This window comes from Undibacterium sp. CCC3.4 (genome assembly GCF_034347425.1).
GTDB lineage: Bacteria > Pseudomonadota > Gammaproteobacteria > Burkholderiales > Burkholderiaceae_D > Undibacterium.
Genome location: NZ_CP133779.1, coordinates 521787 through 542010 on the forward strand (window position 1 = coordinate 521787; position 20224 = coordinate 542010).

The following is a 20224-nucleotide window of genomic DNA, read 5'->3' on the forward strand; positions in this document are numbered from 1 at the left end:
CACCGCTTGCGCGAGCCACCCGGCGAGTGATGACAAGAGCGCAACAGAGTATGACTCCAGCGCGCCCCGTCAGACTAGGGATTACTTGTTGTCTTTCACTTCTTTGAAATCAGCATCAACCACATCGTCGTCAGCTGCTTTGCTCTCAGCACCCGGCGCGGCACCCGCTGCACCACCGGCCGCACCGGCCGCAGCCTGTTGCGCTTGCATATCAGCATAGACTTTTTCGCCGAGTTTTTGCGAAGCGGTCGACAAAGCGCCGAGTTTGGTATCGATTTCGGTCTTATCGCCCGATTTCAAGACATCTTCAAGTTCTTTGATCGCTGTTTCGATTTTCTCTTTCTCGCCAGCTTCGAGTTTTTCGCCGTGTTCGGCCAACGCTTTTTTAGTCGAATGAATCAGTGCATCGCCCTGATTGCGCGACTCAGCCAATTCCTTGACCTTTTTATCTTCTTCGGCGTTCAACTCGGCATCCTTGACCATTTTCTGAATTTCTTCTTCAGTCAGGCCGGAATTGGCTTTGATCGTGATTTTGTTTTCTTTGCCAGTAGCTTTGTCTTTGGCACCGACATGCAAAATACCGTTGGCATCAATATCAAAGGTTACTTCAATTTGCGGTGTACCGCGTGCCGATGGTGGAATGCCTTCGAGATTGAATTCACCGAGGCCTTTGTTACCGGCGGCGATTTCGCGTTCACCTTGGAAGACTTTGATCGTCACGGCCGGCTGATTGTCGTCCGCAGTCGAAAAGACTTGGCTGAACTTGGTCGGGATCGTGGTGTTTTTCTGGATCATCTTGGTCATCACGCCACCCAAGGTTTCGATACCGAGTGACAGTGGAGTAACGTCGAGCAACAACAGATCTTTGCGATCACCGGACAAGACCGAACCCTGAATCGCCGCGCCTACCGCCACTGCTTCATCTGGGTTGACGTCTTTGCGCGGTTCTTTGCCGAAGAATTCCTTGACCAGTTCCTGCACCTTAGGCATACGTGTCATACCGCCGACGAGGATGATGTCATCGATGTCGGAAGTTTTGACGCCGGCGTCTTTGATCGCCATGCGGCATGGTTCGATGGTTTTCTTGATCAGTTCTTCCACCAAGGCTTCGAGCTTGGCGCGAGTAATTTTCAGATTCAGATGAACCGGTGCGCCATTGGCCATGGCGATGTACGGCTCATTGATCTCAGTTTGCTGCGCGCTCGACAATTCGATCTTGGCGCGTTCTGCCGACGCTTTGATGCGTTGCAAAGCGATAGGATCTTTCGACAAATCGAGACCATTGATGGTCTTGAATTCGCTGATGATGAAATCGATGATGCGCTGATCGAAATCTTCACCACCTAAGAAGGTGTCGCCATTGGTCGACAAGACTTCGAACTGCATTTCACCGTCAACGTCGGCGATTTCGATGATGGAGACGTCGAAAGTACCGCCGCCCAAGTCATACACGGCAATTTTACGGTCGCCTTTTTCTTTTTTGTCCAAGCCAAACGCCAGCGCTGCCGCAGTCGGCTCATTGATGATGCGCTTGACATCGAGACCAGCGATACGACCGGCATCTTTAGTCGCTTGACGTTGTGCATCGTTGAAGTAAGCCGGTACCGTGATGACGGCTTCAGTCACTTCTTCACCGAGATAATCTTCGGCCGTTTTTTTCATCTTACGCAGCACTTCTGCCGAAATCTGTGGCGGTGCCAAGCGTTTATCGCGTACCGAAACCCAAGCATCGCCATTGTCGGCTTTGGAAATCGTGTACGGCATCAGTGCAATGTCTTTCTGCACTTCTTTTTCTTCAAACTTACGGCCGATCAGACGTTTCACCGCAAACAGCGTGTTCTTAGGATTCGTCACTGCCTGGCGCTTGGCCGAAGCACCGACCAAGATTTCGCCATCTTCTTGGTACGCAATGATAGACGGCGTAGTGCGCGCGCCTTCGGCGTTCTCGATGACTTTCGGCTGGCCGCCTTCCATAATGGCGACGCAGGAGTTGGTTGTACCCAAATCAATACCAATCATTTTTCCCATGATTTTCCCTCAGAATTTAGATTTTATTTATATGACAATATTGGTGAATCACTTGGCTGGTCCGATCTGTTCATCGGCACCGTCAAAGACTCGTCTGTTTCGGATATTTGGCAAAAAACCCGCTTTTCAAGGAGATTTTGCGGCTTTTTTACACTTTTCATGCCTGTCCTTTGATATAGGACAATCGGCTGCAAGCTCCCGTCCCGACCGACGCTTGCAACTTGCTTTACTTCGCTTGCGCTACCGTGACCAAAGCCGGACGCAGCAAGCGGTCAGCAATGTTGTAACCTTTTTGCAATACTGTTACCACCGTATTGGCATCTTGTTCCGCCGGCACCATGGAAATGGCTTGATGCTTCATCGGATCGAGTTTTTCACCTGCTTGCGGATTGATTTCGAGCAAGCGGTTCTTTTCGAAGGCTGAACTGAGTTGCTTGAGCGTCATTTCCACGCCTTCTTTGAGCGAATCAATCGAAGGAGTTTCCACTTTCAGTGCCATTTCCAGGCTATCTTTCACCGGCACCATGGCTTCGGCAAAACCTTCGATGGCAAATTTGTGCGCTTTAGAAATATCTTCTTGCGCCCGGCGACGGATATTTTCGCCGTCAGCCTTGGCGCGCATGAAGGCGTCTTGCATCTCAGCGAGTTTCATTTCAAGGCTGGCGATGAGCTTGGCCTGCTCAGTAGCCAAATTACTCACTTCTTCGCTCGCCGCTTCTGCCGCAACGCTGTCGATCAGCGGCTCGGCCGCTGCGTTGGCATGTTGGTCGACTGCTTGATTTTCCTGATCTTGCATCCTTACTCTCCATTCAATGACATATTTTCTAGCATTTGGGGCGATCAGCGCCTTTTTCAAGAGAAAAAGTGCGTCTTTACTGGATTTTTTTACACGATAGAGTACGTGTCAAGCAAATCACAGGCTGCACACTGCGCAACCGACCCCACCCATTTGTGCTGCTGCGATTTTATGCCATGACAAGCATGAGGCACAGGCTATTTTTAAAAAGCGTGCAAGGGCAGCCGGAAAAAGCTTTTCCAAAGCAAAAAAATTGTATTTTCAACATAATCAAGCACAGCGTTCTGCTTCAGTGGGCTTGAATTCAGGTAAAATTGCAGGCTAACTACATTCAATGCATTATTAATCCTTATTACAGGAGTCTGGAATGATTTTCGTCACTGGCGGTGCCGGGTTTATCGGTGCCAATTTTGTCCTGAGCTGGCTGGCTCAATCTGATGAAGCAGTTCTTAACTACGACAAATTGACGTATGCCGGCAATTTGAATAATCTCACCAGCCTGCGCGACGATGCGCGCCACCTGTTCGTGCAGGGCGATATTTGTGACGGTGCCAAGCTGTCAGCCTTGTTTGCCGAACATCGCCCGCGCGCGATTCTACATTTTGCCGCTGAAAGCCATGTCGACCGTTCGATACTCGGCCCAGCCGAATTTGTCACCACCAATGTCAACGGCACCTTTGCCCTGCTCGAAGCCAGCCGCGCCTACTGGAACGGCTTACCCGAACCGGAACGCAGCGCCTTCCGCTTTTTGCATGTGTCGACCGATGAAGTTTATGGCACCTTGTCGGCCGAAGACCCGCCGTTCTCGGAAACCACCGCGTATGCGCCGAATAGCCCGTACTCAGCCTCGAAAGCGGCGTCCGATCATTTGGTACGCGCCTACCACCACACCTACGGTCTGCCGGTTCTGACGACGAATTGTTCGAACAATTACGGTGCCTACCATTTCCCGGAAAAACTGATCCCGCTGATCATCACCAATGCGTGCGCCGGTAAAGATTTGCCAGTCTACGGCGATGGTTTGCAAGTACGTGACTGGCTGTATGTGACCGACCACTGCGCCGCTATCCGCCGCGTACTCGAAGCCGGTCGCCTCGGTGAAACCTATAACGTCGGCGGTTGGAACGAACAAACCAATCTGAGCGTGGTGCATACCATCTGCGATTTACTCGATGAATTGCAAGCCAAAGCAGTCGGCAGCTATCGCGATCAGATCAAACACATCGGCGACCGCCCCGGGCATGACCGCCGCTATGCGATCGATGCACGCAAAATTGAACGCGAACTCGGCTGGAAGCCGGCCGAAACCTTCACTACCGGCCTGCGCAAGACCGTCGCCTGGTACCTCGCTAATGATGAATGGGTCAGCCAAGTGCAATCAGGCGAGTACACCAAGTGGGTCGATATGCAATACAACAATAAGGAAGCGCTATGAGTCTGCACCAATCGCAACGCAAGGGAATTATTTTAGCTGGCGGCTCCGGCACCCGTTTGTATCCGGTCACTCAGGCGGTATCGAAACAATTACTACCGGTGTACGACAAGCCGATGATTTACTATCCGCTGACTTCGTTGATGTTAGCCGGCATCCGCGATATTCTGATCATTTCGACACCACAAGACACGCCGCGCTTTGCCGAATTGCTTGGCGACGGTTCGCAATGGGGCATTTCGATACAGTACGCGGTGCAACCCTCACCCGATGGTTTGGCGCAAGCTTTCATCATCGGTAAGGAATTCGTCGGCAATTCACCGTCGGCACTGATTCTTGGCGATAATATTTACTACGGTCATGACTTCGATGCGCAACTGCGCAGCGCCGACAACAGTACTGAAGGGGCGACCGTGTTTGCCTACCACGTGCAAGATCCGGAACGCTACGGCGTGGTCGATTTCGATGCCAACCGCCAAGCCATCAGCATAGAAGAGAAGCCACTCAAGCCAAAATCGAATTATGCCGTCACCGGCTTGTATTTTTACGACACGCAAGTATGCGACATCGCGGCTGCGATCCAACCATCGGCGCGCGGTGAGCTGGAAATTACCGATGTCAACAATGTCTACCTGCAACAGGGACAATTGACGGTCGAGTTGATGGGGCGTGGCATGGCCTGGCTTGATACCGGCACCCATGAATCGCTGCTCGAAGCCGGCCAATTTGTCTCAACCATAGAGAAACGTCAAGGGCTCAAGGTAGCCTGCCCGGAAGAAATCGCATTCCGGCGCAATTACATCAGCGCCGCCCAGCTTGAAACACTGGCGCAGCCACTGAAGAAAAATGAATACGGCCGTTATTTGCTGCAGTTGTTGGATAAAAAGGCTTTTTAAAACATGAAAATAACCCCTACCTCGCTGCCCGGCGTACTGATCCTCGAACCACGCGTGTTCGGCGATGAACGCGGTTTTTTTTACGAGAGCTTCAACGCCAAGAAATTCGCCGAATTGACCGGCGTCGACCTGCCCTTCGTGCAGGATAACCATTCGCTGTCGGCAAAAAATATTTTGCGCGGCCTGCATTATCAAATCAAGCAACCGCAGGGTAAGCTGGTGCGCGTGATTGCCGGTGCCGTCTATGATGTCGCCGTCGATCTGCGTCGCAGCTCGCCGCATTTCGGCCAATGGACCGGAGTCGAGCTGTCGGCCGAGAACCAGCGTCAGTTGTGGGTGCCGCCCGGGTTTGCGCACGGCTTCGTGGTCACCAGCGAAAGCGCGCAATTTCTCTACAAGACCACCGACTACTGGGCGCCGGAACATGAACGTTGCTTGCAATGGAATGATGCGGCACTGGCCATCGACTGGCCGATCAGCGGCACGCCGCAGTTATCGGCCAAAGATCAAGCCGGTGTCGCGCTCGACCAAGCCGAGGTGTTTGCATGAAAATCCTGCTGACCGGTACCAACGGCCAGCTCGGTCGCACCCTGTTGGGCTTGCTCGCGCCGCAGCATGAAGTGCTGGCACCGCTGCGCGCCGAGCTCGACTTGGCCGATCCGGCTGCCATCGCCGCCTATGTCAGCGCTGCCGCACCTGACTTGATCATCAATCCTGCCGCGTATACCGCGGTCGACCAGGCCGAGCAAGATGTCGCCGGCGCGATGGCGATCAATGCCACCGCTCCTGGGGTATTGGCGCAGCAGGCGCGCCAACTTGGCATAGGATTGATTCACTACTCGACCGATTATGTGTTCGACGGTAGCTTACGCGATAGCGCAGGCGCTTTACTGCCGTACCCGGAAAACGCGGCGACCAATCCGCTCAATGTGTACGGCCGCAGTAAGTTGGCCGGTGAGGAAGCGATTATCGCCAGCGGTTGCCGGCATCTGATTTTCCGCACCAGTTGGGTGTATTCACGCTACGGTAAAAACTTTTTACTGACCATGCTGCGTCTGGCGGCTGAACGCGATGCCCTGCGCGTAGTCAACGACCAATGGGGTGCGCCAAGCTCCGCCATGACGATTGCCGCCACCACCGCCAGCATCATCGCCATGCTGCCATCGGGCGAGGCCGCGCAAGCTTGGTGGGATAGTCACGGCGGTCGTTACAACCTGACCACCACGGGGCATACCAGTTGGTACGGCTTCACGGCAGAAATTCTGGCCCAAGCCGAGGCCGCCGGTTTGCTCAGTAAAGCAGCGCCGAGTCTGACTGGCATTCCAGCCTCGGAGTATCCGGTACCGGCCGTCCGACCGGTCAATTCCTGTCTCGATACCCGTGCCCTGTGCGCGCGTTTTGGTCTTACCCTACCATCTTGGCAACAAGCTTTGGCGCAGTGTTTGACTGATTAAGACAAACACTGCGTCAGTCCGCGCCTGCTCCGCCCCGGCCGGCCGTTCGCTGCACTGCGCGAGCGGCCTTGCCAAATTTCACTACGACACACGCGTATCAGCTTACAATACTGAAATTACTGTACCAACAAGACCTGATCCGCTCTGGCGGACCGTCGTGTCAACCGGCTTCGTTCTCATGTCATCTGTTCTTACTCGCTGTTGTGCTCATTGTTGTGCTGCTTGGCTGGCCCTATGATTCATGTTGCCATCATCAGTCACGGCCATGAAGATTTGCTGATCGCCAGCGCACTCGGCGGCCTGCGCGAGCGCGCCGATGATTTTCATTTATCGATCAAAGATAATCAACCATCGGCCAAGCTCAAGGCGTATTGCTTGGAACATGGGATTTCCTATACCGACAGCACGCCCGGCCTAGGCTTTGGCGAAAATAATAACTTTCTGTTCCGGCAAATCCAAAACAGTGTCGGCTTCCAGCCGCACGACAGTTTCGTCGTCATGAACCCCGACATTGCCATCAGCCCGACGACGCTGCGCGCCTTGATCGCTGCGATGCGTCGTGACGGCACGCCGATCGCGACGCTGAACTTATGTAAAGATCATGCCTTTCTGACTGCGGACGCGAATGTCCGGCACTTTCCCGATTTTCTCTCACCAGTCCGGATGGCGTGGGTGCGTTCGCTCACTCAAGCCTATGACAAAGCCGATCTGCCGCACGACTGCGAAGTCGACTGGGCCTCGGGGGCTTTCCTCGCCTTTGATGCCGCATATTACGAAAAATTGCAGGGCTTCGACGAACGCTATTTCATGTATTTTGAAGATGTTGACCTCTGTTACCGCTCGTATCTGTTGCGCGGCAAACGGGTGCGCTATTATCCGCAACTCAAGGCCGTGCATTTCGCCGCCCACAAGAATCGCAGCATACTCTCGCCGCATGCCAACTGGTTTATCCGCAGTTTTCTCAAATTTATCTCGCGCAAATACTTTGTCTATGCGCGGCGTCCGGCCCGTGTCGCCTGAGTCGGAAGGACCGCATCGATGCCAACAACGATACTGATCACCGGTGCCAGCGGCTTTCTTGGCTCGGCGGCGGCGCGCTATTTTCTCGCGCGCGGCCAGCGCTTGGTTTGTCCTAGCCGGCAGCCGCTGACGTGGCAAGCCGCGGGCATGGACAATCCTATCATGCCGGAACTGGCCGCCGACAATGACTGGTCGCCGTCGCTGGACGGCGTCGCGGCCGTCATTCATTGCGCCGCGCGGGTGCATGTGATGCAGGAAACTGCGAGCGATCCGCTGGCACAGTTCCGCGCAGTCAATGTCGCCGCCACCCTGAGCTTGGCACGCCAAGCCGCTGCGGCCGGAGTCCGGCATTTCATTTTCATCAGCTCGGTCAAGGTCAATGGCGAAGTCACGGCAGCCGGTAGCGCGTTTCGCGAAACTGATACACCACAGGCTAGTGACCCTTACGGCGTCTCCAAGTGCGAAGCCGAAACGGCGCTGCTGGCACTGGCTGCCAGCAGCAGCATGGCCATCACCATCATCCGCCCGCCGCTGATTTATGGACCCGGCGTCAAAGCCAATTTCCTCAGCATGCTGCGCTGGCTCAAGCGTGGCTTGCCACTGCCGCTGGCGAGCACCAATAACCGTCGCAGTTTCGTCTATATTGAGAATCTGCTCAGTTTGATCGATACCTGCCTGTTTCATCCACGCGCGCGCGGCGAAGTGTTTTTGGTTTCCGATGGCGGCGATGTCTCCACCGCCGACTTGTTGCGCGCCTGTGGCCACAGCTTGCGGCGACCGGCACGCCTGTGGCCCTGTCCGCCGGCCCTGCTGCTGTGGCTGGCACAAGCCGCAGGGCGGCGCGGCGCGGCCGAACGCCTGTGCTGGTCATTGCAAGTCGATATCAGTAAAGCGCAGACTTTGCTGGGCTGGACGCCGCCGTTTTCCCTGCAACAAGGTCTGCAAGTGACCGTTGAAAAGACTGCTGAATTATGCTGAAACGACTGTTCGATTTACTCCTCGCCAGCGTCGCCGCGCTGCTGCTGCTGCTGCCGGTATTACTGACTGCGCTGTGCGTGAAACTGACTTCACGTGGCCCGGCCATTTACTGGTCGGACCGGGTCGGCATAGCCAATCGGGTGTTCCGCATGCCAAAGTTTCGCAGCATGCGCATCGATACGCCGGCCGTGGCAACCCATTTGTTGAGCAATCCGCAGCAGTATCTGACCCCGATCGGGGCCTTTTTGCGCAAGTCCAGCCTCGACGAGCTGCCGCAATTGTGGAGCATACTCAGCGGTGACATGAGCTTCGTCGGCCCACGCCCGGCCTTGTTCAACCAACATGATTTGATCGCCCTGCGCACCGAAAAAAATGTTCATACGATTCCACCCGGACTGACCGGCTGGGCTCAGGTGAATGGGCGTGACGAATTGGCGATTCCGGACAAAGTAGCGCTCGACGTCTATTACCTGCAACACCGCTCGCTGTTGCTTGATCTGCGTATCTTGCTGATGACCTTTTTCAAGGTCTTGCGGCGCGACGGCATTACCCATTGAGGCCGGCACCAATGCTGCATTCCCTGTTACATCTCAAGCGTTGGCAAAAACAAGCGTTGGCGGCCGCCCTCGATGCGCTGTGTCTGCCGCTGTGCTTTATCGTCGCGATTTGGCTGCGTTACGAAACCTTCACCGCGGCCTTGTTCACCCATTACTTCTGGCTGATCGTCTCGATTCCGCTGGTGTCGATTCCGATTTACCTGCGCATCGGTTTGTACCGCGCGGTGGTACGTTTCATCGACCAGAAAATCATCAGCGTACTGTTTTTAGGTGCCAGCACTTCGGTACTGCTGCTCGCTTTCATCAGCGTGATGCTGCATATCATGCCGATTTCACGCGCCATCTTTGCATTTTTCTGGGCCGGCTCGATCTTGTATCTCGGTGCCAGCCGCTTTCTCGCGCGCGCCTGGCTGCAACGCGCCGACATGCCTGACAATGCCATCGCGGTTTGTATTTACGGTGCCGGCAAAGCCGGTGCGCAGTTAGCCGGGGCCCTGCGTGCCAGCGGTGAATATGCCTGCGTCGCTTTCGTCGATGATAACAAACACATACAGGGTTCCACCATCGCCGGCATCAAGGTGTACAGCCCGAGCGAGATCGATGCCTTGTTACCGCGCTTTGACATCCGCCAAATCTTATTAGCCTTGCCATCGATTTCAAAAATTCGCCAAAAACAAATTCTCGATCAACTCGAACATTTGAAAATCAAAATCAAGGTTACGCCATCGATACAAAGCTTGGTCAATGGTGAATTGCGGGTGCAAGATGTGCGCGATGTAGAAATCGAAGACTTACTCGGGCGCGATCAAGTCGACCCCGATGAACGCCTGCTGGCACTATGCATACGCAATAAGCATGTGATGGTGACGGGTGCCGGCGGTTCCATCGGTTCTGAATTGTGTCGCCAAATTTTACGCCAGCGCCCGAAGCGCTTAGTGCTGCTGGAAATGTCAGAATACGCGCTGTATGCAATCGAGCAGGAATTACAAAGCCTGCGCAGCCAGCTCGCCCTCGATGTCGAAATTCTGCCGTTTTTAGGTAGTGTCTTGGCAGCAGCCAAGCTGGATAAAATTTTTGCCGCCTGCGCCGTCGACACCCTGTATCACGCTGCCGCCTACAAGCATGTGCCGCTGGTCGAGCATAATCCGGCCGAAGGCATACGGAATAATGTGTTTGGAACGCTGGCCACGGCCGAAGCGGCGATGCGCGCCGGCGTTAAGAATTTCGTGCTCATTTCCACCGACAAAGCGGTTCGCCCAACCAATGTCATGGGCACCACCAAACGCCTGGCCGAACTGATCCTGCAAGCCTGCGCGCGCCGTCAGCATAGCACGCGTTTTTGCATGGTACGCTTCGGTAACGTGCTCGGCTCTTCGGGCTCGGTGGTACCCTTATTCCGTAAACAAATCATGGCCGGCGGCCCGATCACCTTGACTCATCCGGAAATCACACGCTATTTCATGACTATCCCGGAAGCCGCACAGTTGGTACTGCAAGCCGGCGCCATGGGCGAAGGCGGCGATGTCTTCGTGCTCGATATGGGTGAACCGGTACGTATCATCGACCTGGCGCGCCGCATGGTGCACTTGAGCGGACTCGAAGTCAAAACCGACAGCAACCCCAAAGGCACCATAGAAATTGAGCACGTCGGCTTGCGGCCCGGTGAAAAGCTGTACGAAGAACTGCTGATCGGCGACAATGTCGAAGGCACTTCACATCCGCTCATCATGCGCGCGCGTGAAAGCGAGATCGCTTGGGAAGCCTTATCCGCATGGCTGCAGCAATTGCAACAAGCCTGCGATGCCTTCGATTACCAACACATGCGCCAGTTACTGATGCAGATCGTGACAGAGTACCAACCGCAATGCGGGATTGAAGATTTGATCTGGCAAGCCACGGCAGGCAAGGTCGCTGCCGATAATGTTGTACAGCTCCCCGTTTCCATTTAATTACTTATTCTCTGAAGGTCATCATGTCCCTACTATCACCGAGTATTTTCAAAGCCTACGATATCCGTGGCATCATCGGCAAAACCCTCGATGCCGCCGTGGCCCGCCAAATCGGTCTGGCCTTCGGCAGCGCCGCCCGCGCCAAGGGTGAAACCACGGTAGTCATCGGGCGTGACGGCCGTTTATCCGGCCCGGAATTACTCGCCGCGTTGGCGGCCGGTTTGCAAGCAAGCGGTGTCGATGTCATCGATCTGGGCATGGTCGCCACACCGATGGTGTATTTCGCCACCAATGTGCTCGAAGCACGCTCGGGCATCATGGTCACCGGCAGCCACAATCCACCTGATTACAATGGCTTCAAAATGGTCTTGGCTGGCGAAGCGATCTACGGCGACACCATCACGGCGCTCTACCACACCATCGTCGCCGGCAGCTTCGCAGTCGGCAGCGGCAGCTACCGCACCCACGATATCCGTGCCGCCTATCTGGCGCGTATCATCGATGATGTCAAACTCAGCCGCCCGGTTAAAATCGCTATCGATTGCGGTAATGGTGTGGCCGGTGCCTTTGCCACCGACCTGTACCGTGGTATGGGTTGCGAAGTCACCGAACTGTTCTGCGAGGTCGATGGCAGCTTCCCGAATCACCACCCTGACCCGGCACATCCGGAAAATCTGCAAGATTTAATACGCTGCTTGCAAAGCAGTGATGCCGAAATCGGCTTGGCCTTCGATGGCGACGGCGACCGTCTCGGCTTGGTGACCAAAGATGGTCAAATCATTTACCCAGATCGCCAATTGATGTTGTTTGCTGAAGATGTACTCAAGCGTCACCCGGGCGAACAAATTCTGTACGACGTCAAATGTACCCGCCATATCGCCCCTTGGGTGAAAGCGCGCGGTGGTGTGCCCTTGATGTGGAAAACCGGTCACTCGCTGGTGAAAGCGAAATTGCGTGAAACCGGTGCCCCGCTCGGTGGCGAAATGAGTGGTCATATCTTCTTCAAAGACCGCTGGTATGGTTTCGATGATGGCCTCTACGCTGGTGCACGTTTGTTAGAAATCGTCAGCCGTCTGGCCGACATGAGCGCCACCCTCAACGCCTTGCCACAGTCGAATTCGACACCGGAATTGCAATTACAATTGGCTGAAGGCGAAAACTTCGCACTCATCGCCGCCATGCAAGCCAATGCGAACTTTCCTGGCGCCGATGAAATCATCACCATAGACGGCTTGCGCGTCGAATATCCTGATGGTTTCGGCCTGGCCCGTTCGTCCAATACCACACCGGTGGTGGTGATGCGTTTCGAAGCAGAAACGCCGGCGGCATTGGCGCGCATTCAGGACGCCTTGAAACAAGCTATTCTGGCCGTTAAGCCAGATGCCAAAATGCCATTCTGAGTGAGCGCCTGCACGTGAAAATTTTGCTCATCCGCGTGTCGTCCATGGGCGACGTCTTGCATAATCTGCCAGTCGTCGATGATTTATTACGCCATTTCCCAACGGCCAGCATCGATTGGGTGGTCGAAGAAGCCTATGTCAACCTGGTGCGCCTGCATCCCGGTGTCGCACGCATCATTCCCTTTGCGTTGCGGCGCTGGCGCAAGAGCTTGCGCAGTGCCGGCACCCGTGCGGAAATCCAGCAGTTCTATCGCGAGCTGCGACGCGAGTGCTATGATTTGATCCTCGATACCCAAGGCTTGCTGAAAACCGGTCTCATCATGGGACTGGCACGCTGCACCGCGGGCGGGCGCAAAATCGGCTTGGCCAACGGTACCACCGGCTCCGGTTACGAAGGTATCTCGCGAATTTTTCACGATCACAGCGTGCCGGTAGCACGCCAGACCCATGCTGTGCTGCGCGGCCGGCTGGTCGCAGCGGCCGCTGGTGGCTATACGGTCGACAGCCCGGCCAGCTTCGGCCTTACGCGACCAGCCGGGCAGCCGGACTGGTTACCGAGCACGCCATATGCCGTATTTTTTCATGGCAGCGCCGGGGCCGCCAAAAAATGGGCACGTGAAAATTGGCTGCTCATCGGTGGCCACTTGGCCGAACTCGGCTTACCGGTCTTGCTACCGTGGGGGACTGCTGAGGAACACGCCGAAGCCAAGGCCATGGCCGCCGCCTTACCCAACGCGCGCGTGCTGCCAGCCCTGAGTATGGCCGAAGCGATTATCTTGGCGCAAGCCGCTGCCATCGCCATCGGCGTCGACACCGGCTTGACCCATATTGCCGCCGCCTATGAAACCCCGACCATAGAGTTGTATTGCGCCTCACCGAAATGGAAAACCGCCGGCAACTGGTCGAACAAAATCATCAACCTCGGCGACGCCGGCACCCCACCGTCGCCGACTGCAGTATTGCAGGCGCTGCAGTCGCTGCTGGCGGCGTATCCGCCGGCTACCCCGTCTTCCTTGTAAAGTATCCATGCCCGTCATCGCCACTCCTGCCAGCCCGAAAATCTGCGTCGTCATCGTCAATTGGAATGGCGGCGACATGCTGCGCCGTAGTGTCGCCGCCTTGCTGCGGCAAACTTTTGCGCCGCATGAAATTCTGGTCATCGACAATGCCAGCAGCGATGGCTCAGGGGCTGCCGTAGCCCTGGAGTTTCCGACTGTACGCGTGATCAACGCCGGCAGTAATCTCGGCTTCGCCGCCGGCAATAACTTAGCGGTACGGCTGGCTGACCCGGCCTGCGATTGGATCGCCTTGCTGAACCCCGATGCCTTCGCCGAACCGGATTGGCTGGCCAAATTGGCCGAAGCCGCCGTCGCCCATCCCGAGTTCGCCATTTTCGGCAGCCGCCTGATGGATGCCAATACCGGCACTCTGCTCGATGGCGTCGGTGACGCCTACCACATCAGTGGTTTGGTCTGGCGCGAAGCCCATGGCCAAGCTTTACAGCCGGAGCACTTGCAAGACCGCGAAATTTTTTCCACCTGTGCCGCCGCCGGCCTGTACCGTCGTGATGTGTTCGAGCAGATCGGTGGTTTCGATGAAGATTACTTCTGTTATGTTGAAGATATTGATCTCGGTTTCCGCTACCAATTACTCGGCCAGCGCTGCCTGTACGTGCATGATTCGGTCGCCTTCCATCTCGGCTCGGCCATCACCGGCAAGCGCAGTGATTTCTCGGTCTACCATGGCCATCGCAATCTGGTCTGGACCTTCATCAAGAATATGCCGGGCGCTTTGTTTTGGCTGCTGTTGCCACTGCACTTGTTACTCAATCTGCTGACGATAGGGTATTTCATCGTCCATGGTCAGGCTGCCGTGATTCTGCGCGCCAAACGCGATGCCTTGCGCGGGCTACCGAAGATGTGGGCCAAACGTCGCTTGATCCAACAACAACGGCGCGTCGGCTTGGCACCCATCTGGCGCTTATTGAATAAGAAAATGATGCGCGACCGGACTTAGGGTATAGTCCTGCTTCTTTCAGAAGCTGTCGCAAAAGGGCTGTTAGTCGGTATCATTACCCCAAACGGGCGGTCTGGGGGCAATAACGCGGTCTACTGTGTTTTATCCGTCAGGCTTTTGCGCTACCCTGTTTTAGCCACCGCCCTTCTGTTTGACTGCGGCAGGAACGGACTTAATCCGCTGCGATTAAATCTGCTCGTCCTGATTGGTATCGTGTTGGTGAATTTAAAAAAAAAGATAAGTCATGCGTCTACTCTATTCTCTGGCTTGGGGTCTGTCTCTGCCATTTGCCCTGCTCCGCTTATGGCTGCGCGGACGTCAGGAACCCGGTTATCGTCGGCATATCGGCGAGCGCTTCGGTGCTGCTGGCGGTGTCGGCGATCATCCGGCCTGCCTGTGGGTGCATGCCGTCTCGGCCGGCGAAACGCGCGCTGCCGAACCGCTGATCCGCGCTCTGCTATCGGCCTATCCGCAGCATCAGCTACTGCTCACACATATGACGGCGACCGGCCGGGCCACCGGTGCAAGCTTGTTTGCCGATGTGGCCCCGCGCTTGCGCCAGGTGTATTTGCCGTATGACATCAATTGGATGATGCGGCGTTTCCTGCGCCATCATCGCCCGCAACTATGTATCTTGATGGAAACTGAGGTCTGGCCGAATCTGATTGCACAATGTGGCAAACAGGCGATACCGGTGTGCCTGGTCAATGCCCGTTTATCAGAAAAATCACTGGGCAAGGCGCGCCGTTTAGCCGCCTTGATGGTGCCGGCCGCGCATGCTCTGGCCATCGTCGGTGCGCAATCACAGCCCGATGCCGAACGCTTGCTGGCACTCGGCATGACGCGCATGTCCATCACTGGCAATATGAAATTTGACGTTACCCCACCGCCCTTGATGGCGCAACATGGCGCGGCCTTGCGCGAGCGCTTGGGTCGACGTCAGATTTTTCTGTGCGCCAGCACTCGCGACGGCGAAGAAAGCCTGATACTCGACGCCTGGATGCGCCTGACTACCAGCGCGCCCGAAAAGCCACTGCTCATCATCACACCACGCCACCCGCAACGTTTCGATGAGGTGGCGCAATTGCTGATGCAACGCGGCCTGCGCACTGTCCGTCGTTCGCAACTGGAAAGCGACAGCAGCCCCATGAGCGACATTGATGTCTTGCTCGGCGACAGCATGGGCGAAATGTATATGTACTACGCAGCGGCCGATTTGGCCTTTGTCGGCGGCAGTCTGGTCGCGCTCGGCGGCCACAATTTGATTGAAGCCTTTGCCATGGGCAAGCCGGCCTTAACCGGTCCGCACACCTTCAATTTCTCGGAAATTACCGATCAAGCCATCGCCGCCGGTGCCGCCGTACGGGTGGCCGATGCCGATGCCATGCTGGCACAGGCTCTGGCCCTGCTGGCCAAGACCGAACCACGCCACAGCATGGGACAAGCGGCCCATGCCTTCTTTCTTCACCACCAAGGCGCGACGGCCAGAACCATGGCACTGTTACAAACCTTTATTAAATAAACATCCTGGCAGCACCGCTGGAAGCCGTGATCAAAAATTGATAACAGTCAATCTTGTCAGCGATTCAAGTACCGCTGAGAGGGGCGTCCGACACGACTTGCTCGCGCTGGAATACAATACACGCTGCTCCCGAATCAACCCCCAAGGAATCACACACATGGCCCCACAGGAAATCTCCCTCGACGTCTTGCTCGAAAAATATGCTAAAGGCACAGAAGCCAGCATCCACGATGTGCAAGTCCGTGTTGCCAAAGCCTTGGCCAGCGTGGAGCAGGAAGAAGCACGCGAATTTTACGAAGAACAATTTTTATGGGCGCAGCAAAGCGGCTTCGTCCCGGCCGGGCGCATCAATTCTGCCGCCGGCATGGATTTGCACGCCACCCTGATCAATTGTTTCGTGCAACCGGTCGGCGATTCGGTTTCCAGCCCGACTGACGGCAAGCCCGGCATTTATGCTGCCTTGGCCGATGCCGCTGAAACCATGCGGCGCGGCGGTGGCGTCGGCTATGATTTTTCCAGCATTCGTCCGAAAGACGCCTTGGTGCGCGGTACCCGCTCACGCGCCTCTGGTCCGGTCTCGTTCATGCAAGTCTTCAATGCCTCCTGTTCCACCGTCGAATCAGCCGGTGCCCGCCGCGGTGCCCAGATGGGCGTATTGCGTGGCGATCACCCCGACATCCTCGAATTCATCCGTTCCAAAGACCAAGGCGGCCTGAGTAACTTCAATATCTCCATCGGTGTCACCGACGAATTCATGCAAGCCGTTGCCAGCGATGCTGATTACGCGCTGGTGCACAAGGCCGAACCGAGTGAAAGTAAGAAAGCAGCCGGCGCTTATCGCCGCGACGATGGCATCTGGGTGTATGAAAGCATACGCGCACGCGATTTGTGGGATGTTGTCATGAAGTCGACTTACGACCACGCCGAACCGGGCATCCTGTTCCTCTCGCGCATGAATGCGGAAAACAATCTGTACTACTGCGAAACCATCGAAGCCACCAATCCCTGCGCCGAACAACCCTTGCCCGATTACGGTTGCTGCTGCTTGGGTTCAGTCAACCTGACCCGCTTCGTGCGCGCCCCCTTCGAAGCGGCCGCCAGTTTCGACTTCCCCGCCTTCGTCGAAGTCGTCACGGTCGCCACGCGCATGCTCGACAATGTACTCAACGCCACGGCCTGGCCACTCGATCGCCAAGAAGCCGAAGCCATGGCCAAACGCCGCGTCGGCCTTGGCTTCCTCGGCCTCGGCAGCGCCTTGGTAATGCTCGGGATTCGCTATGACAGCGACGACGGCCGCGAATTTGCACGCCAAGTATCGGAAGCGATGCGCGACGCCGCGTATTTGGCTTCGGCTGATCTGGCCAGTGAAAAAGGCGCATTTCCCTTATTTAACAGCAAAAACTATTTGGCCGGCAGTTTCGCCCAACGCTTACCGAAAGCGGTACGCGCAGCGATCAAGAAAAACGGCTTGCGCAATTCGCATCTGCTCTCGATCGCGCCGACCGGTACCATCACCCTGGCCTTTGCTGACAATGCCTCCAATGGCATCGAGCCGGCATTTTCCTGGGTGTACAACCGTAAAAAACGCATGGCCGTCGGCGATGCGCGCATTTACGAAGTGGCCGATCACGCTTGGCGTTTGTATCGTCACATGGGCAACGATGTCAGCGATGACAGTAAATTGCCGCAGCAATTTGTTACGGCCCTCAATATGTCGGCCAGCGATCACATGAAGATGCTGCAAGTAGTGCAACCCTACATCGACTCGGCGATTTCCAAAACCGTCAATGTACCGGCCGATTATCCGTACGCCGACTTCCAAAATCTGTACATGGAAGCCTGGCAAGCCGGCCTCAAAGGTTTAGCCACGTATCGCCCTAACAGCATACTCGGCAGCGTGTTATCGGTGGCAGGTGCCGCACCGGAAGCGAGCGCCGCCGTCGAAAACAAAGTCATTGCCGACGAAGATTTATTGCGCAGACAATTCGATGGCCGACCATTCGGCGACCTCGAATCGGTCACCTCAAAAGTACAGTACATGACTTACGAAGGCAGAAAAACCGTCTACCTGACGGTCAGCTTCATTCATGTGCAAGGCATGGTCGGCGGCGAACGCGTAACGATAGAGCGACCGTTCGAATTCTTCATGCCGGCCGGGCAGAAAAACGATGGCCAACAATGGATTACTGCCAGCATGCGTTTGCTGTCGATGGCCGCGCGTTCCGGTGGTTCAATTTCCAAAGCCTTGGCCGACATGCGCGAAGTGGTGTGGGACAAAGGCACGGTACGCTGCGGCACCTTGACCAAGGACGATGGCAGCCAAGCGCCGCTGTTCCATGAATCGGAAGTCGCGGCGATCGGTTATTCCTTGCAACGCATCTTGATGAAACGCGGTTATCTCGATGCCGCCGGCAATCAGATTCCGGTGCATGTACTGGCCGAACGCTTCCGCTCGCGCATGCAGCAATACGGCCTCGACGACCTCGCATACGAGGGCGACAATGCCCCGATCAGCTATGTCGCCACCGGTAAAAAATGCCCGGACTGCGGCGCTTACGCCTTGCAAAAAATCGATGGCTGCAGCCGTTGCGTGTCTTGCGGGTATGTTGGTGCTTGTGGCTGATTGTAGGGTATAGGGGAGCGCGGGTTTGATGTGGGGGGACCCATAAGTTGCGACTAATCTGATATTTTCAGTTTGCGAGCAAAAACAGCTTCTTTTTGATTTAAACAAAGAGGGCCAGTGAAAATCACTGGCCCTTCTTTTTTTGGCTGTTCGTCAAATTCCGTGGGATTTTTAATTAAGTTTTTGTTTTTTTGTGCGAATACCCAACGCTCGCATTCGAAGGAGCGACGCGATGGCAGGGGATGCAAACCCCTTCCAGAGTCTTTTCCATCGTCGCTTGCGACGATCCATTAAGTTGTTCAAAATTCTTGACGAGGCACCGAAGTAAAAATAAACTATTTACGGTGAATTTTTCACTATTCACTATTCACTTTTCTTTTTTGATAGCCAAAAATGGAGGGTGATGATGCATGAACTTACGGTAGCTGAAATCGATGACGTTAGTGGTGGTGTGGACGCAAACTTGTTTTTCGCGGGGTTTGCTGCAGCCGTTATAGGAACTGGTCTCGCGGCAGCTGGAATGGGTACGCCCATTACAATCGCCGGCGCAGTTCTCGCTGTTGAAGGTGCTGCAGCGATGAGCGTTGCCTTAGCCATGTAATTAGTATAATAAGTGTGGTCTAAGAGTTATCTGCAGATGCCGAAGGAATGTGAAAACATTTTTCATAAGCATAGGCAGGTAGCTCTTCTAATTTAAACTGATAGAAATTTAAATATATGGCTTTTTTTTTCGGATGGAAATAAGGAATATTTTTCTTTGAGTTTATGTCCAAACAATAATAAAAAATGTTACGTTAACAAAATGAATAAAAAGCAAGAGATGATATCTGAAAATTTTATTCCTCCATTGTTCATCATTTCATCAGCAATTTTCATAACAATAGTTGTTATTTGTATCATGGAGTTTTTAAATATAACCGCTAAACCTGTTATACGCGACAATCAAGAGTCCGCACTTTTTGCATTGGTCCTCACAGCAACACTTATCGCTTTTTTTGAATTTTTTATTTTCCTATGGATAAGAAATGGTCAAAAAAATATTACAAAAGAATTTGAAATAAAGAACCATGGCTCACCTTTAGTAATCAATAGAAAAAAATCGTACATGACTTATTTCATATTTCTATTTTGTATGCTGTCACCATCTATTGGTATTTTTGCACTACCTGGAGGAGGATCAAGTTTTGCAGCTGAAATTCCTACGTACGGACCATTTTTATTAATTTTCTTATTTCAAACACTAATTTTCTTAATTATTCTTACTATTTTTTTAATTTTACGTATAAAATTTTTATTATTTCTCAAAGATGATGCTATAAATTAGATAATTGAAGACGAAAAAAAATTTTTAAACCCCGATTGAAAAGGCGGCATCTAGAAAGCGCTTTAGCAAGCGCTCAGCAATTATTTGATAAATTTATTATTATTGCAGCGTTAAAAGCACTACCAATCTTCGAAGCTCTTCAATCCTGATCGAGAACTGTCAGCTAGGGAAGCGCAGATTTAATCGCAGTGGAATTGGCCGTTGCCAATGAGGATGCAATGCAAGGCGC

At 54.4% G+C, this 20224-nt stretch carries 18 protein-coding genes; 15 read left to right on the forward strand and 3 right to left on the reverse strand.

Annotated features, from left to right (window positions below; all coding sequences use genetic code 11):
* Positions 1-81: 81 nt before the first annotated feature.
* Positions 82-2028 carry a molecular chaperone DnaK gene (dnaK, locus tag RHM61_RS02515; protein ID WP_322249561.1) on the reverse strand — a complete coding sequence of 649 codons (1947 nt, stop codon included), beginning with the start codon at positions 2026-2028 and terminating at the stop codon, positions 82-84.
* Positions 2029-2254: 226 nt separating this feature from the next.
* Positions 2255-2824, reverse strand: coding sequence for a nucleotide exchange factor GrpE (grpE, locus tag RHM61_RS02520; RefSeq protein ID WP_322249562.1), 570 nt, complete (start codon positions 2822-2824; stop codon positions 2255-2257).
* Between the two features lie 367 nt (positions 2825-3191).
* Between grpE and rfbB the strand changes: the two genes are divergently transcribed.
* The 13 genes from rfbB (at position 3192) to RHM61_RS02585 (ending at position 18671) form a co-directional block, all read left to right on the forward strand.
* Positions 3192-4259 carry a dTDP-glucose 4,6-dehydratase gene (gene rfbB, locus RHM61_RS02525; protein ID WP_322249563.1) on the forward strand — a complete coding sequence of 356 codons (1068 nt, stop codon included), beginning with the start codon at positions 3192-3194 and terminating at the stop codon, positions 4257-4259.
* A complete protein-coding gene (rfbA, locus tag RHM61_RS02530; RefSeq protein WP_322249564.1) occupies positions 4256-5152 on the forward strand; it encodes a glucose-1-phosphate thymidylyltransferase RfbA in 897 nt (298 codons plus the stop codon). The genes rfbB and rfbA overlap by 4 nt, the downstream gene beginning before the upstream one ends.
* Positions 5153-5155: 3 nt before the next feature.
* Positions 5156-5701 carry a dTDP-4-dehydrorhamnose 3,5-epimerase gene (rfbC, locus tag RHM61_RS02535; RefSeq protein ID WP_322249565.1) on the forward strand — a complete coding sequence of 182 codons (546 nt, stop codon included), beginning with the start codon at positions 5156-5158 and terminating at the stop codon, positions 5699-5701.
* On the forward strand, positions 5698-6606 hold the full coding sequence (gene rfbD, locus RHM61_RS02540) for a dTDP-4-dehydrorhamnose reductase (RefSeq protein WP_322249566.1): 909 nt from the start codon (positions 5698-5700) through the stop codon (positions 6604-6606). The genes rfbC and rfbD overlap by 4 nt, the downstream gene beginning before the upstream one ends.
* 234 nt (positions 6607-6840) lie before the next feature.
* Positions 6841-7626, forward strand: coding sequence for a glycosyltransferase (locus RHM61_RS02545; RefSeq protein ID WP_322249567.1), 786 nt, complete (start codon positions 6841-6843; stop codon positions 7624-7626).
* An 18-nt stretch (positions 7627-7644) separates the two neighbouring features.
* Entirely contained in the window at positions 7645-8604 is a 960-nt protein-coding gene (locus tag RHM61_RS02550) for an NAD-dependent epimerase/dehydratase family protein (protein ID WP_322249568.1), read from the forward strand.
* Positions 8601-9161 (forward strand): sugar transferase, encoded by a 561-nt coding sequence (locus RHM61_RS02555; protein WP_322251026.1) that lies wholly within the window; start codon positions 8601-8603, stop codon positions 9159-9161. The genes RHM61_RS02550 and RHM61_RS02555 overlap by 4 nt, the downstream gene beginning before the upstream one ends.
* An 11-nt stretch (positions 9162-9172) precedes the next feature.
* On the forward strand, positions 9173-11110 hold the full coding sequence (locus tag RHM61_RS02560; RefSeq protein WP_322249569.1) for a nucleoside-diphosphate sugar epimerase/dehydratase: 1938 nt from the start codon (positions 9173-9175) through the stop codon (positions 11108-11110).
* A gap of 23 nt (positions 11111-11133) precedes the next feature.
* Positions 11134-12510 (forward strand): phosphomannomutase/phosphoglucomutase, encoded by a 1377-nt coding sequence (locus RHM61_RS02565; protein ID WP_322249570.1) that lies wholly within the window; start codon positions 11134-11136, stop codon positions 12508-12510.
* A 14-nt stretch (positions 12511-12524) separates the two neighbouring features.
* Complete coding sequence (gene waaC, locus RHM61_RS02570; protein WP_322249571.1) at positions 12525-13529, forward strand: lipopolysaccharide heptosyltransferase I; 1005 nt, start codon at positions 12525-12527, stop codon at positions 13527-13529.
* Between the two features lie 7 nt (positions 13530-13536).
* Positions 13537-14526 carry a glycosyltransferase family 2 protein gene (locus tag RHM61_RS02575; protein WP_322249572.1) on the forward strand — a complete coding sequence of 330 codons (990 nt, stop codon included), beginning with the start codon at positions 13537-13539 and terminating at the stop codon, positions 14524-14526.
* A 244-nt stretch (positions 14527-14770) separates the two neighbouring features.
* On the forward strand, positions 14771-16048 hold the full coding sequence (gene waaA, locus RHM61_RS02580) for a lipid IV(A) 3-deoxy-D-manno-octulosonic acid transferase (protein ID WP_322249573.1): 1278 nt from the start codon (positions 14771-14773) through the stop codon (positions 16046-16048).
* Positions 16049-16205: 157 nt separating this feature from the next.
* Positions 16206-18671, forward strand: a complete 2466-nt coding sequence (locus RHM61_RS02585) for an adenosylcobalamin-dependent ribonucleoside-diphosphate reductase (protein WP_322249574.1) — start codon at positions 16206-16208, stop codon at positions 18669-18671.
* Between the two features lie 53 nt (positions 18672-18724).
* Here the strand turns inward: RHM61_RS02585 and RHM61_RS02590 are convergent, their stop codons facing one another.
* Positions 18725-18919, reverse strand: coding sequence for a hypothetical protein (locus tag RHM61_RS02590; protein ID WP_322249575.1), 195 nt, complete (start codon positions 18917-18919; stop codon positions 18725-18727).
* 155 nt (positions 18920-19074) lie between these two features.
* Between RHM61_RS02590 and RHM61_RS02595 the strand changes: the two genes are divergently transcribed.
* Positions 19075-19272: a hypothetical protein gene (locus RHM61_RS02595; protein ID WP_322249576.1), complete on the forward strand. Its 198-nt coding sequence runs from the start codon at positions 19075-19077 to the stop codon at positions 19270-19272.
* 201 nt (positions 19273-19473) lie between these two features.
* On the forward strand, positions 19474-19995 hold the full coding sequence (locus RHM61_RS02600; protein WP_322249577.1) for a hypothetical protein: 522 nt from the start codon (positions 19474-19476) through the stop codon (positions 19993-19995).
* The last annotated feature ends 229 nt before the right edge of the window (positions 19996-20224 follow it).